Genomic DNA, 15,166 nt, shown 5'->3' with positions numbered 1-15,166 from the left:
CTCCTTAAATTCATCCAGCAAAGTGTGCTAGAGCTAAAACTCCAATATTTAATCCGAAGAAAATTAGAGTTGAGATCGCATCAGATAATGTAGCTAAAATAGGTGCTGACATAACTGCAGGATCTTTTTTGTATTTAATCGCAATAAGAGGGATGATTGTACCTAAGAACTTAGCAAAAATAACTACCACAAAGAGAGAAATTGAACTTGCTAAAATAATAAATGAAATAGGTCCTCATCCACTTCCATCTCTGAAAGAAGGAATAGCGAAATAAATATATAATCTGGCGATATTTACGACGAATAAAATTCCACCAATTACTGCTCCAACTGATATTTCTTTACGGATAACTTTTCAAATATCTTTGTGCTCAATTTCGCCAAGTGCACTGGCACGTGTTATTGTTGTTGAAGACTGTGAACCAGCATTACCAGCTGATCCTGAAATAATAGGAATAAGCCCAACAATAATACCTGTTGAAACTGATACTCCTAAACCCTTAATGAAGTTTTCAGAGATATTTGAAAACTGTTGAATAATGTATTGAGACATTGTAGCTGATATCATAAGAATAATAAGTCAAACTACACGTGATTTAACTATTTGTAATAGTTTAGTCTTTAAGTAGCTTTCTTCAGCTGCATCTGGGTTAATCCCTGCAAGTTTATACATATCCTCAGTTGCTTGTTCTTGAATAACATCAATAACAGCATCTGAAGAAATCATCCCAATAAGTCTATTGTCAGCTGATACAACAGGAAGCGTTGATCTATCGTGATCAGCGAATATATTAGCTGCTTCTTCTTTATTATCGTAAGGATGAACAGCAGCAACTACATTGTATAAATTATCTAGTGTTTCGTTTTCATCATCAGCAAAGACTAATTCTTCAAGTGTAATATCCCCAACTAAAAATCCATCATCATCAGTAATGTAGAAGTTGTGGCTAAGTTCAATCTTGCTTTTATAGTCTCTCTTAATCTTTCTGATTGCTTTTTTAGCACTTCATGAAGTTTTAAGTACTGAAAGATCCACGGACATAATACTTCCAACGTGTTCATCATCGTATGAAAGTAAGTTATTTAATTTAGCTCTTTTTTCATCAGGTGTTTGAGCTAGAATTTTTTTAGTAAAGTTAACAGGTAAATCTTCTAGAACGTCAACAAGTTCGTCACTTTCAAGATCTTGAAGAATATTCATTCCTCAATCTTCGGTGAATGATTTAGCTAAATTAACTTTAGTGTCATCCTCTAAGTAAGAAAAGACTTCAGCAGCTTCTGCTGTTTTTAAAACTCTAAGGACATAAAGCTGCTCTTCTTTAGTTAAGCTTTCAATTGCTTCTGCAAAATCAGCATATGGATATTCTTCACACAATTCCCGAACTGCAATAATCTTTTTATCTTTAATTAATGAAACTAAGTCATTAATTAAAGTTTCTTTTGCTTCTGGAGTAAATTCCATTATTGTTCTTTTAAGTATTTAATTAGTTGTTCTTGGAATTGTTCTAATTTAACAGGTTGTATAATGCTTCCCTTAAGAATCTTAATACTTCCATCTTCTTCAGATACCACTACTGTAGTAGCATCACATTGTTCTGAAATACCCATAGCTGCTCTGTGACGTGATCCATATTTTGAATCTACACTCTTACGTGTAATTTTGTAGAATGTTGCAGCATAATAAATTTTGTTATCTCTAATAACTACAGCCCCATCGTGTAGTGGACTTGTTTTGTTAAAGATAGCAATTAATAAAGAACTAGAGATGTTTGAGTTTAACACAACACCATCTGTTCTTAAATTGTCTATATTGTCATTATTCTCGATAGTGATTAAAGCACCTATCTTATTTTTTGAAAAATATTCGACACTTTCTCTTAATTGGTTAATTAAACGTATTTGACTACTTTTACCTAACTTTTCATATTTAGTCTTCTTGATCTTAGAAGCAATAAAACTATAAACATGAGGTCATAGGTATAGTACTAAAATTGCTACAGCAACAATTAAAACTAATGATGCTATAACAATTAACGCTGTGATTGATTGAGAAGAAACTACAGTTGTTTTTTCATTTGCACTAGCAACTGCAGCTTCAGCAAAATATTTAATCATTATAACCCCTTAATCAAGTAAGCAATTAAGATAATAAGTATCATTACACTTAGTGCAACTGTTGCACCTAGAAGATTTATAAATAAATCTCGTTTATATCAAGGCAATGCCTTTTGAGATGTTTTATATTCTTCCTTTTCATTTTGTTTTTGAGCCGAAAGAATGGCGTGTTGAATTTCTTGTTTACGGAATTCAACTAAATCGATGTATTTTGTTTTTTTGGTTTCTTTTTCGTCTTTTTCTTGTCCCATAAAACGCCTCCTTCTTGTTTATTTAAATTTTAAATTTTTTTATTAAAAATAAAAATATTTAAATTTAAAAGTTTATTTTTAAGCTTTTAGCAGTTCTTAATGCAAAATTAAATTTGATATAACTCTAAAAACAACTTTTAACCCTTGCACATAGATAAAAAAGTTATTTAAGTTTAAACATACTTATTCCAAAATTAGTTAGATATTGGTGCTTCAATTTTTTGATCAAATTTCAAGTTAAATAATTTAATTATAAAATGGTAGTTAAGCGTACTAATTTGACTTCTATTGCTAGCTTTTATCGCTATACTATTGGTATATAAAAATGCAGTTATTTGCTGCATTATTTTTTGAATTTTTTTGGTTTAGAAATATTTAAAGATAAGTATTTCTTATATGCATCTAATAAAAATTGTTTAGGTGCTTCATTACTTAATTTTTTATAGGCCTTATTAATTGAGAAGTATTTCGCTCTCTTAGATTCGCCATTAACATGATGTGGAACTTCTACATCTTGTGTATAGGCTAAAAAGTATGTTACTTCTTTATCGTTTCCAGTTGAAGCAACAACATAGTTATCTACGTAAGAGATATCAGAAATGATTTGGAAGTTTTTAATAGTTGTTTCTTCCATTACTTCACGATGAGCTGTTTCCACAGGAGTTTCATCACCTTCGATGTGTCCTTTAGGAAATACTCAAATATCGTTTAGTTGCTTAACTAATAAGACTTTTGTTGAAAAACGAAATCTTCTAAAAATTATGGCCCCACAGGATTTCTCTAACATTATTTGTTTAACTCTTTCACTTTCTTTTGTAATTCTTCTACTTTGTTCAATTGTTCTCAAGGAAGGTTTAAATCGCTTCTTCCAAAGTGTCCAAAGTATGATGTTTGTAAGAAAATTGGTCTTCTTAAACCTAAAGCATCAATAATTCCTTTAGGTGTAAGATCAAAGATTTGACTTACAGCTTCTTCAATTACTGCTTCAGGAACTAAATTTGTTCCAAAAGTATCAATCATAATTGAAACTGGTTTAGCAATTCCGATTGCATAAGCAATTTGAATTTCAACTCTTTTTGCTAATTTAGCTGCTACGATATTTTTAGCAATTCATCTAGCTGCATATGCTGCTGAACGATCCACTTTGGTTGAGTCTTTACCACTGAAAGCCCCACCACCGTGACGTGCTGATCCACCATAAGTATCTACAATAATTTTTCTACCTGTTAGCCCAGTATCACCAATAGGTCCTCCGATAACGAAATTACCAGTTGGGTTTATTAAAATATTTTTAGGTTCAGCTAAATTATATTGTTCCATTACAGGAAGAATAATATGGTTTTTAATGTAATCCTTAAATTCTGCTTCATCATAGTTTTTTGAGTGTTGAATACTCATTAAAACTGTATCAACAAAAACGTTGTTAGGATCAGTATAATCTAATGTAACTTGTGATTTCATATCTGCTTTAGCATTCTTAAATTCAAGACTTGTTCTAAGCTTTTCAGCTCTACGAACTAGAGCATGAGCTAAAGTAATACCTAAAGGCATATATTCAGGTGTTTCATCAGTTGCATAACCAAACATAATTCCTTGGTCACCTGCACCAATTTCATCTCCTAATTCAACCCCCATTGATATATCTTCACTTTGACGTTTAATGTCTGTGATAAAGCTTGTTTCATTTGTATAGTAACCTAATTGTTTTAGTATGTTCTTAGCAATTTCAATTACATCTACATCTGCATTAGATTTTACTTCTCCTGCAATAAAAATGTTGTGACCTGATGCCATACATTCTACAGCTACTTTAGAATCTGGGTCTAAAGACAAGTATGCATCTAAGATTGCATCAGATAACTGATCGCAAACCTTATCTGGGTGTCCTCTTCCGACTGATTCACTACTAAATAATTTTCTCATATTAGTCCTCTCTAAATGGTTATAAAAACAAGGATTGCCCTTGTTTCAAATGTAAATAAATTATAAAAGAAAAACTTATTTTTTAAAATCTATTTTAACTAGCTACTAGATGTTTTAACACTAGCATATAGCTATAAATATATTATCTTTTTTTAGATATAAAATTCTTATCATTTCTTTCGAGCAAGTTTAGTAATTTTGCAACAAAATCAGTTTCTTCTACTGTACGATCTTCTATTAAAATTTGATTATAATCAAGGAAGGTATCAAATAAGATTTTTCCTTCTTTATATCAAGGTTTATAGTGTTTACTATTTGCTAGTTTAGTTAAATCAACTGTTACATAGCTTAAAGTAGTTTTACGGTTGAAGAAATGAATTTTTGTTAGTTTGACTTTAGCAGGGAAATCTCTTTTTGATTCATTATCTTTTAAAAATTCATAAAAACTTTTAGCTTCGCTATTTTCTTTAAGATTTCAAATATTCATTTCTTTGTATCAGCTAAATAATTCTCTTCAGATGCTTCATAATAATAAACCTGTAAAGAAGCAATCAAGTAATCATAATACAACTGCAACCCCAGTTTGTGTTATTTGACTTACTTTATCTGCATCCTTGTTTATTTCTTGGAAGATTTGAGAAATAAATATAAATGCAATTGGTGTGTAAGCAATTGTTACAGAAGCAATCATTATTACTAGAGCTGTTAAAATTCAAAATCTTATTTTCCAGTATTTAAACATATTTTGATTTAGAATAACTTTATCTAGCATTTTTTCGTTATTATGTAGATGCAAGTGATTAATTTTTACGTGATTAATAAATTTAGCATTAGTGATTACCACAACAACAAAAGCTAAAAATGGAAAAAGACCCATAACTCAGATTAATCATAACGGAATCATATAACCTCCTTAAATAAAAAACTCATTATTTATAATAATGAGTTAATTATACTATTATTTAGTTATTTCCTTTTTGTTTTACAGGCCCTAATTTCATAATTGAAGGAATTTCATTTCTATAGCTGTGACCTATTTTTTTATTATTAAATTCAATCGGATTAAATAAGTTAGCATCATAAATAATTACAATTTGTTCTTGTTGTGATTCGAAACGACCTCAATCAGTTCCGACTCAAGATGCTTCGCTTGGGTCTTGCACAATCATTTTAAAGTTTGCACCTTGTTTTCTGTTTAATTCATTAACAATTAATTTTACACTATCAGATGCTCCATAATTTATTTCAGTTAATCCTATAATATCAAAACCACCAGCTTCAATAATTTTAGCAATTGAAAGTCACTTAAATTCACTATCTACTCTTGTGTTTTCTACATCTGCTTTACCAAAATTAAGTATGTTTCAATGTGCTATTCTAATTGTGTTTTCGGCTTTAGGGTAGATGTTAACAGAAACATTAGATTCAAGATTTTTATCCTTTAATTTAATATCAGTAAATACAGGTGCATGATCTGAAATTCTAGTTAAAGGTACCTTTAAATTTGAACCATATGAGCTGAGATCTTTATATTCTTCAGGAATAATATTGTCGTTAAATGCTCTTAAAATATCTAATTTAAATTGAAGTTCAGGAGTATTAGCTGTTGTTAATGTTTCTAATTTGTTATCGGCTTTATTTTTGAAGAACATTTTATCGTATGGGTTTACATAATATCCATTTTGTACCGAAATTGAAGTGTAGTAACTCTTATCTTCTCCTAGTGAACCTATTGTAGGTTTTAAATCATTTTCAAATTGTTTTTGAAGGTAGAAGTTTTCTGCATAAATATTTGTGTCTCCACCAAAAATTAAATAAGAATTTGGTTTTGATAAGTCTTCATATTCTTCCATTACATTTTTAAGTGCTAAAAACTCTGAAAGTTCTTGAGAACCTGCTGTTTTTTGCAATCCATCTAATGTTCCTTTTTTAACTGATTTTTCAGCACCTTTTGCTCCAGGAGAATCTAAATGATCAAAGACAGTTGTAAAGTTAATATCTGTATCTTTTAAGTTAAATTGAGCCCCAAATGGTGGTCTAACATATACTGTTTTATCTTCTGACTTAACAATAAATTCACCTTTTTTAGTTTCAACTGGCTTAACATCAACATTTTCAATAGGTGTAAAATCAGGATTTTTGGGTTTTTCTCCATTATCATCTTTTCCACCTTGAGAAGGATTTTGATTTGTTACTTCTGTTAATTCTTGACTTATTAATTTATTTTCATTTAAATCAAATACTACATTAACCATCTTTTTGATATTTTTTTCATAAAATGAAAATGCCAATGTACCTTCATCTAGTTTAAATGTTCCTTCTAGTGCAAAATCATTTTTTCTTCCACGAGGTTTTTGCTTAATACTATATTTTGAAGTATCGACAGCAAAATATGGTGTTATGTATTCCTTATCATTTTCATCATAAGTGATAAGTTTAACTAATCCATCTTTTGAATCATATTCAAATGAATATTTAGCTTCTTTTTTACCTTCATTTCATTCTTTTAGTAAATCTAAAAGAGATATTTCAGAATCATTATTATAAACAGCCATTATAGGATTTTCAATAACTTTTGGATCAGAGTTTATGGGTTGTGACTCTTCTTTAATTTTAAATCCTTCAAGCACTAAAGCTCTTTCGCTATTGATCTTTTCAAATTTCTTTGATTTAATTGTATATTTAATTCCTAATGTTCCTGCCTTATCGTTAGGATATAACTTATCTACAGTATAAGTAAATAATTTTGTGTCTAAATTACTTATTATCACTTGAGAAGGATTAATTTTTGAAGGAAGCGTGTTTGCTGGATCTATTTCAGGCACTAAATTTACAGATGTATTAGTAGTAGTTGCATTTAATTTATCCTTGATTGTTTTTCTAATTCTTCCAAATCCTCTAAAAGATTTTCTAAACTCTTTATGGATGTTTTTAAACTTTTTAGATTTGATTTTTACAACTACATCCAAGCTTCCATCGTTATCATTAGGAGTTTTCTCAATATTAACTTCAAATAAATTTGTATCGATTCCTGAAACATTAATTTGTGAATCATTAATATCTGAAGCATCAATTTTTGCAATATCACTTACAGATAAATTCGCCTTAATTTCAGTATTATCAAGCTGTTTATTTATTTCCTGTTCTTCATTATTTTTTTCAACATTACATGCAGATATCGCTGCTGGAGCACTAATTAAACTTAGTGAGTTTAAACTTAATATGATTGACTTTATTTTCTTCATATTTTAATTGTACTTAATATTACTGCTTTAAGTCAAAATTGATATAAAAAATGTGGAAAAACAGCTTCTTTCCACATTAGTATTTATTTAACTATAAATAAGATTTCTTGATAGGGAATTCTTTAGTTAGAGCAATAACTTGTTGTTTAAGTTCAGCAAGTTTTTCTTCACCTTCTGGTGAATTTAAGTAATCTAAGTTTCTTAATGAATAGTCAATAATATCACATAATTCATTTCACTTAGTGAATCCTCTACTTGTCATAGCAGCTGTTCCAAGTCTAATTCCACTTCCTAAAGTAGGTGAAAGTGTATCGAACGGGATAGTGTTTTTATTAATTGTTATATTAATTTTTTCAAGTAGTGTTTCAGCTTGTTTACCATTAATGTTATATGTTTCTAAAACATTAACCATAAATAAGTGGTTATCTGTTCCACCTGAAACAATAACTGCACCTTTGTCTTTAAATGCTTGACAAAATTCGCTTGCATTCTTAATAATGTTGCTTGCATATTCTTTAAACATAGGTTGCATAGCTTCATAGAAGGCAACAGCTTTACCTGCAATCGCATGGAATAATGGTCCACCTTGATATCCAGGGAAAACTCATCTATCTACTTTTTTAGCAATTTCTTCATCATTAGTCATGATGATACCACCACGTCCACCACGTAATGTTTTATGAGTTGTTGAAGTAATAATATCAGCATATCCTACTGGAGATGGATGTAATCCTGCAGCAATTAAACCTGCTATGTGAGCTATATCAGCCATTAATTTAGCTCCACACTTATCAGCAATTTCTCTAAATTTAGCAAAATCAACTATTCTTGAGTATGCTGAATATCCACAAATAATTAAGTCTGGTTTTTCTTCCATAGCTTGTTTTAAGATAGCATCGTAATCTAATAAACCATCTTTAGAAAGTTCATAAGATACTGAATTGTAGAAAATTCCACTAAAGCTAATCTTATATCCATGTGTTAAGTGACCACCACAATTAAGTGCTAGTCCCATAATTTTTCCACCAGAGGGAACAACTGAAGCAATAGCAGCAGCATTAGCTACTGATCCAGAATATGGTTGTACATTAGCGTATTTAACACCAAAAATAGCTTTTAAACGATCAATTGCAGCTTGTTCTACAACATCAACGTTTTCACAGCTACCGTAATATCTTCTTCCAGGATATCCTTCACCATATTTGTTTGTTAACACTGAACCTTGTGCTTTAAGTACATCTTCTGAAACATAGTTTTCAGAAGCGATCAATTCAATGTGATCTTCTTGACGTGCAAGTTCATTATTGATTGCATCTTGCACAATTTTGTCATGTAATTCTAAATTCTTATACATCTATTCTCCTTTTTTATTGAATTTAGCATCAATAAGAGTAATTATTTCATCGCTTCCTAAGAATCGAACTGTTGTGTTTACTTTATTATCTTTTTTGAATTGATCAATTACTTTAATTGATTTTAATTCAACTTCGGCATTTGGAATTTGATTTACAAAATCAAGCGCTGTTGATACATAGTCGTTTTCGTCTAATTCAAAAGTAATATCTAAGGTTTTTAATGGTTCTAAGTTAACTGCATTAAACTTGATTTCTTTATTGTTATTTCCAAATACATCAACTAAAATTTCAGCATATAATGCACCATTTGTAGCATCATATTTTGGATGTATTTTTCCAATTCATCCTACCATTTTATCTTGATAAATAATTTCAGCAGAAACATTTGGATGAATCATTTCATTATCAGCTAAAGGAACGAATTTTAATTCTTTTCCAGTGATATTGATTAAATCCATTTGCATTTGTCTAAATGTTTTAGTTGTACTTGCAACACCATAAACCATAATATTGTTATTGATCATACCTTTTTCAAAGATATTTAAATCAGTAATCTTACGTTTTAAGTTATATTCAACAACACCAGAAAGTGAAGTAACAATAGAATTGCGTACTACTTCACGTTCTTTTGAAACATATGTAAGTAATGTTTGATTTGTAGCAAAATTGAATGGATTAAATTGTGCTTTTTCCTGTGACACAAGGGTAAAAGTTCTAACTTCATTATAACCTTGAGCAACAAAGTTACCTGGAATTGGATTGAATTTCATTGTTTTAAGTGGTACACTTGGTAACACTTCTTCTTTAATTCCATCATATGAGTAGAAACGAAGAACTTCTTCAATAACATCTTCCATTACATTAACATCGTATCTATATGCTGGAACATAAATTAAATCATTATTTTTTGAAAAACTAAAACCTAAACTAACTAAAGATTCATAAGCTTTATTTAATTTTTCTGGTTTTAAGTTTCCTCCATAGATAAATAATTTATTTTCATCATAAGGAATAACTTTTTCTTCTATTCCGTATAAATCTTTCGCATCTTTATGATTTTGATCTTTTAATAAAATTTCTGAAATAAAGTACTTAACTGCAAATAATACTGAAGCCTTTGTGATAGGTCTAGAAGCTTGAGCTGCAGCTGGATTTGATGTTTTAATTTCTCTTAATGTATGTCTTACTTCACTTGGATCAAAAGGTCCAAATTCAAAAACTACCTCAGTTGAATCTTCTCTTGCTTGATATTTGTCTAAAACACATACACCTGCTAGTGCTACAGGTTTATTTGAAGCAAATACTGTAAGAACATCTTTAACTTCTACTTCTTTTTCACCTTGTAGAGTTACTTTTCCACTGTATTTCTTAAGGCTTAAATTTTTACCTAAACCTTCTGTACCTAGTAGAGAAGAATAGTCATAAACTTGTAAAGGCACACCTGTTAAAATTAAAGTTAAGTTTGCAAGATTGTAAGCATCGGCAACTTTAGTGTCAAATCCATGTTTAGCTAATAATAATTTATCTTCTAATGAACAATGTAGATCATTATTAGTTTTTAAATAGATAACATCTTGAATTGCTTTATTTTCTGAGTTAAACTCTATTTCGTATGAAAGTGGTAATCCTGCTTCATTATTTGAGTAATTGATATCTTTTACTTCTGTGTTGTAGTAAGCAGCTAATTCTTTAGCTATAACATAGTAAGAGTTAGCATCGTTACGGTTAGCTGTAATTGAAATCTCAATCATGAAATCATCTAAACCTAATTTAGTAATAGGATCATCTTCAATTGTTGCAAAAGAATGATCAAAAGTAACGATCTGGTCTTTATGAGCTAATAATGTTCAATCGTAACCAATTTCACTTCAAGCACCAAACATACCTTGTGATAAATATCCTTTTAATTCTACTTCTCCAAAAGTCATATCACCTTTAGAAGCACCTACAGGGAAGCAAATTGTTAAATCTCCAGGTTTTAAAATTCTATTATTTGTTTGAATTATGTAGTTTCCTTGTTTAGTTTTTACTTCAACAATATCTAAACGATCACTGTTAGGGTTTTGTTTAACACTAAGAACCTCACAGAACAATAGACCTTTAACATCACTGAATTTTTTAACTTCTTCAACTTCAAATCCAATGCTGTTTAAAGTTTTTTCTACTTGTTCAGCTGTTAAAGTCATTTTTGGAAACATTTTATTTAAGCGATTTAATGATATTAACATTATTTTGCCTCCTTAGTTGTATCTCAGTTAATTGCAGTTATACCTTTTTCAATTAACTTATCGTTGATTTCTTTGAAAATGTGTGAATTTTCAAAACCTTTTTTGTAGCTAAATGGACTTGGGTGAGATGTTACAATAACATTTTGCTTATCAATTGGTAATTTAGAAATAAATTTTTCAGCTTGTCTACCTAAAGCAACTAAAATAACATCTGGGTTTTGTCTAACTACTTGAAGTAATACTTCATAAGTGAATTTTTCTCATCCAAAACTTGAGTGTGAATTAGCTTTGCCTTCAGAAACTGTTAAAACAGTATTTAAAAGTAGCACACCTTGCTTAGCTCAAGAAACTAGTGAAGTATTATCTAATTTAGCATTTGGATAGTCCTTTTTGATTTCTGCAAAGATATTTCTAAGCGAAGGAGTGGTTTTACCATTTCCAGTAGAAAATGCTAATCCATCAGCATATCCAATTGTATGGTAAGGATCTTGACCTAAAATAACAACTTTAGTCTCATGAACTTGGAAAAAGTCGAATGCATGAAACATATCCATTTGATGTGGTAATACTTGAGCTTCTTTTTCAGCAATTTGTAACTTATTAATGATTATTTCAAAATATGGTTTTTTGCCTTCTGATTGTAATATATTTAAAAAACTATCTTTCATTTCTAAATTGCTCCATAATTCTTAAGTCGTTTCTGTATAAGTCTCTAATATCATTAAATCCATATTTAATCATTGTAATTCTCTCAATTCCTAATCCAGCTGCAAGTCCGTTAAATTCAGGATCAAAGCCAGCCATCGCTAACACATTAGGATGTAGCATTCCTGCTCCTAGAATTTCTATTCATCTTCCTTTGTAAAGAACATCAACTTCTACACTAGGTTCAGTAAATGGGAAGTAACTTGGTCTAAGTCTAATTTCAACTTCTTCTTCAAGAACATATGAAAGCAAGTCTTTAAGAGTTCAAATTAAATTTCCAAAAGAAATTCCTTTTCCAACTGAAACAACATCAACTTGTGTAAATTGGTGTGAGTGAGTTGCATCATCTTCGTCATTACGATATACCTTACCAATTGCAAACGTTGAAAATACTTTGTTAGGATTTTCAGCAAGTACTTTAGCAGTAATTCCTGTGTTATGTGTTCTAAGTAAAGTTGTTGGATTAAAGTATAAAGAATCATGCATTGCTCTAGCAGGGTGATCACTTGGGATATTTAATCTTTCAAAGTTATATAGATCTGTTACGATTTCACCTTCTTCTTGTTGGTAGTATCCATGTTGATAGAATCATTCTTTAAGTCTATTTTCAACAATTGTTATCGGGTGTAAGCTTGCTGGTTTATTTAATGGTGCAGTTACATCAATAAATTCAGAATTAACTTTAGCTTGAATTTCAAGTTCCTTAATACGGATTTCAGCTTGAGCAAAAAAATCATTGTATTTTGTTTTTAATTGATTAATTTTTGCTCCTAATTCTTTTTTAGTTTCAACTGGGGCAGCTTTTAATTCATTTTGTAACTGTGCAATTTCACCATTAGCTCCGAAAGCTTTTGCTTTAGCTTGCTTTAAGTCTTCAAGAGTGTTTATATTTTCTAATTTAAGCTCCATTATTGCTCCTTATTTTTCTTAATGAGATTTCAATATTTTTCTAAATTTAATTCGTTTGTGTTTTGTTGAGGTCAATAAAATTTTATATTTTTTATTTCATCAGGTAAATATTGTTGCTTTACATAATTATTAGCATAATCATGAGGATATTTATAATCTACCCCATCACCTAATTTACTTGCTGATGAATAATGTGCATCACGAAGATGTTTAGGAATTTCATAAATTCCACCTGAATTTATCAATTGGTCTACTTGAGAAATTGCTAAATATGAAGCATTGCTTTTAGGTGCAAGTGCTAAATCAATTATTGCAAATCCTATTGGTAATTTTCCTTCAGGTAGTCCGAGTCTTTCAAAAGATCTGATTGCTTCAGCCACTCTAAGTGAAACATTAGGAGAAGCTAATCCTACATCTTCATAAGCAACACATAACATTCTTCTAAATAAACCATCAATATCACCTGATTGTAAAATTAGCATACCGTAGTAAAGTGCTGCATCAGGATCGCTACCTCTAAGTGATTTGTGAAATGCTGATAAATTGTTGTAATGTACACATGAATCTAAATCTGAATAAAAATTCACATTAGGTACGACTGTCTTAATTACTTCATCAGTTATTTCATCACCTTCATCGACACAATTAGCTAACATTTGAAGATTATTTATACTTGAGCGTAAATCACCTGCAGATAATTTAGCTAAAGCAAGTAATTGACTTCGATTAACTTTCAAATGTGGAAAGTTGTCTTTTGTAATTTGCTCTAATTTATTTACGATATCAACTTCTGAAATCTTGTTAAACTGTAGTATTTGCATTCTGCTTCTAACAGCAGGCACAACTTTAAAATACGGATTTTCAGTTGTGGTAGCATAAACAATGATTTTGTCAAATTCCACATATGAAAGCAGAATATCTTGTTTATCCTTGTTTAACCTATGAATTTCATCAATAATAATGCATTGGTTATTTTCTAAAATATTTACTAATTTTGCTTTTGAGTCAACTGAAGCATTAAAGTAATCGTACTTTAATCCCAAATCATTAGCTAATGCGATTGCTGTAGAAGTTTTCCCAGTTCCTGCTTCACCAAAAAACAAGAAACTACTATTGATTCCGTTTACAACTACCTTTTTAAGTAACTTAATAACATGTTCTTGACCAACAATATCACTTAATGTTTTAGGTCTTAAAGCATTAGCTAAATTTTGACTCTTCATATTAAAACCTCATATTTTAATTAAATATAAATATTTAATTAAATTATACAACTATCTAAATTTATACACTGTAAAATTCTATTTATCTGTTTAAATCCAAAAACTACTATATCATAGGTGTTTTAGTCAAAATTTAAGAAAAAATACTACAGCCTATTTATTCTTGTTGTAGTATTTCAATATAGAACTTATAGCCCTAGCATAAAGCTCTAAAAGTTATTTCTTATTTTATTAGAATTTAAATCCTTTAAATTATGATAAACATACTTAATTTTTTCTAATGATTCAGCAGGATTTATTAAAAAGTTTTCAAGCTGATAGCTCATTGAAAAGATAAAGTAAAATATTTTTTCAATTTCTTCATCATCAAATCCTTTTCTAGATCAAAACTTTTTATTAAATCTTATTTTATAAACATATATTCCACCTTTGCTAAAGTCAGCATTAGGCAAATAAGTTTTTAAGACAAATTTAAATTTATCGTAATCTTCGTAATTATTTTTATATGAGAACTCTTCAATTAAATTTGTGCCTTCAACAAGGATTTGCTCGCTTATATCAACTTTGGTTAATCTTCTCATGTTCAAAATTCCGGCTCAGTCTGAAAAAAACACTGTCGCAGCTACTCATATGAACACATTTAAAAAGGTAAAATACCCATCTTGTAATGCAAAAGTAAAGGATAAAGATTGAAATGGTAGATATATAGTAAATAAAATTGCATCAAAGATTATAACTAATTTAATCTTTTGCTTTATAGCACATAAAACAAGCTGATAACCTTCGTTATATTTTTTAATATTACATATTGTAGGTATTTTTAGCTTTATCTCATGACGTTTAGCATTTAGAGGTAAAAAATACATTCTTATTATATTGTCAATAAAGCCTTGGAATAAGAAGCCTTTTATTAGTATTACAAAACCTAAAAATAAAGCAATTCATGTAAAAGGTGATTCTCAATTACTTGTATAATGCATTCTATTAATCTCCTATTTATCCTTTTTTATTAACCTATATGTAAGTATTTATTAATCTAATTTTAATATAGTTTGGAACATAATTTCTATTTATTTAGCTTTTTAATTTGATTATGACTTTTATCCCTATGCTATAGGCTTATTGATGCAAAAAACATTTAATGCACTAACACCTAGTTTAAGCGATAATATAGTAAAATTTATTTATAATAAATTTTACAATAAAGAAAAA

13 protein-coding genes are annotated in these 15,166 nt (G+C 29.4%); all 13 read right to left on the bottom strand.

Features of this window, described 5'->3' with window-relative positions:
- Window positions 1-4 precede the first annotated feature (4 nt).
- Window positions 5-1,462 carry a magnesium transporter gene (mgtE, locus tag ACX1M8_RS00355; protein ID WP_458798063.1) on the bottom strand — a complete coding sequence of 486 codons (1,458 nt, stop codon included), beginning with the start codon at window positions 1,460-1,462 and terminating at the stop codon, window positions 5-7.
- Window positions 1,462-2,115 carry a diadenylate cyclase gene (locus ACX1M8_RS00350; RefSeq protein ID WP_458617005.1) on the bottom strand — a complete coding sequence of 218 codons (654 nt, stop codon included), beginning with the start codon at window positions 2,113-2,115 and terminating at the stop codon, window positions 1,462-1,464. The genes mgtE and ACX1M8_RS00350 overlap by 1 nt, the downstream gene beginning before the upstream one ends.
- Window positions 2,115-2,366, bottom strand: a complete 252-nt coding sequence (locus ACX1M8_RS00345) for a hypothetical protein (protein WP_458617003.1) — start codon at window positions 2,364-2,366, stop codon at window positions 2,115-2,117. Before ACX1M8_RS00345 ends, ACX1M8_RS00350 begins: the two co-directional genes overlap by 1 nt.
- Before the next feature lie 343 nt (window positions 2,367-2,709).
- The gene (locus tag ACX1M8_RS00340) at window positions 2,710-3,153 is read right to left on the bottom strand and encodes an NUDIX domain-containing protein (protein ID WP_458798062.1); all 444 of its coding nucleotides are present in this window, start codon (window positions 3,151-3,153) and stop codon (window positions 2,710-2,712) included.
- A complete protein-coding gene (gene metK, locus ACX1M8_RS00335; RefSeq protein WP_458616999.1) occupies window positions 3,153-4,289 on the bottom strand; it encodes a methionine adenosyltransferase in 1,137 nt (378 codons plus the stop codon). The genes ACX1M8_RS00340 and metK overlap by 1 nt, the downstream gene beginning before the upstream one ends.
- A gap of 142 nt (window positions 4,290-4,431) precedes the next feature.
- On the bottom strand, window positions 4,432-5,193 hold the full coding sequence (locus tag ACX1M8_RS00330; RefSeq protein ID WP_458807073.1) for a hypothetical protein: 762 nt from the start codon (window positions 5,191-5,193) through the stop codon (window positions 4,432-4,434).
- Window positions 5,194-5,251: 58 nt separating this feature from the next.
- The gene (locus ACX1M8_RS00325) at window positions 5,252-7,534 is read right to left on the bottom strand and encodes a lipoprotein 17-related variable surface protein (protein WP_458836552.1); all 2,283 of its coding nucleotides are present in this window, start codon (window positions 7,532-7,534) and stop codon (window positions 5,252-5,254) included.
- A gap of 91 nt (window positions 7,535-7,625) precedes the next feature.
- Complete coding sequence (gene glyA / locus ACX1M8_RS00320) at window positions 7,626-8,888, bottom strand: serine hydroxymethyltransferase (protein ID WP_458810650.1); 1,263 nt, start codon at window positions 8,886-8,888, stop codon at window positions 7,626-7,628.
- Entirely contained in the window at window positions 8,889-11,117 is a 2,229-nt protein-coding gene (locus ACX1M8_RS00315) for a phenylalanine--tRNA ligase subunit beta (protein ID WP_458836551.1), read from the bottom strand.
- Window positions 11,117-11,785 carry a uracil-DNA glycosylase gene (locus tag ACX1M8_RS00310; protein ID WP_458616988.1) on the bottom strand — a complete coding sequence of 223 codons (669 nt, stop codon included), beginning with the start codon at window positions 11,783-11,785 and terminating at the stop codon, window positions 11,117-11,119. Before ACX1M8_RS00310 ends, ACX1M8_RS00315 begins: the two co-directional genes overlap by 1 nt.
- A complete protein-coding gene (gene pheS, locus ACX1M8_RS00305) occupies window positions 11,775-12,731 on the bottom strand; it encodes a phenylalanine--tRNA ligase subunit alpha (RefSeq protein WP_458836550.1) in 957 nt (318 codons plus the stop codon). Before pheS ends, ACX1M8_RS00310 begins: the two co-directional genes overlap by 11 nt.
- Window positions 12,731-13,954, bottom strand: coding sequence for a replication-associated recombination protein A (locus tag ACX1M8_RS00300; RefSeq protein WP_458810654.1), 1,224 nt, complete (start codon window positions 13,952-13,954; stop codon window positions 12,731-12,733). The genes pheS and ACX1M8_RS00300 overlap by 1 nt, the downstream gene beginning before the upstream one ends.
- 209 nt (window positions 13,955-14,163) lie before the next feature.
- Window positions 14,164-14,934 carry a hypothetical protein gene (locus tag ACX1M8_RS00295; protein WP_458836549.1) on the bottom strand — a complete coding sequence of 257 codons (771 nt, stop codon included), beginning with the start codon at window positions 14,932-14,934 and terminating at the stop codon, window positions 14,164-14,166.
- Window positions 14,935-15,166: the final 232 nt, after the last annotated feature.

The sequence above is a fragment of the Mycoplasma tracheobuteonis genome (assembly GCF_054456995.1).
Note: the sequence above shows the minus strand (reverse complement) of the source record. Positions and strands in the feature narration are given on the sequence as shown.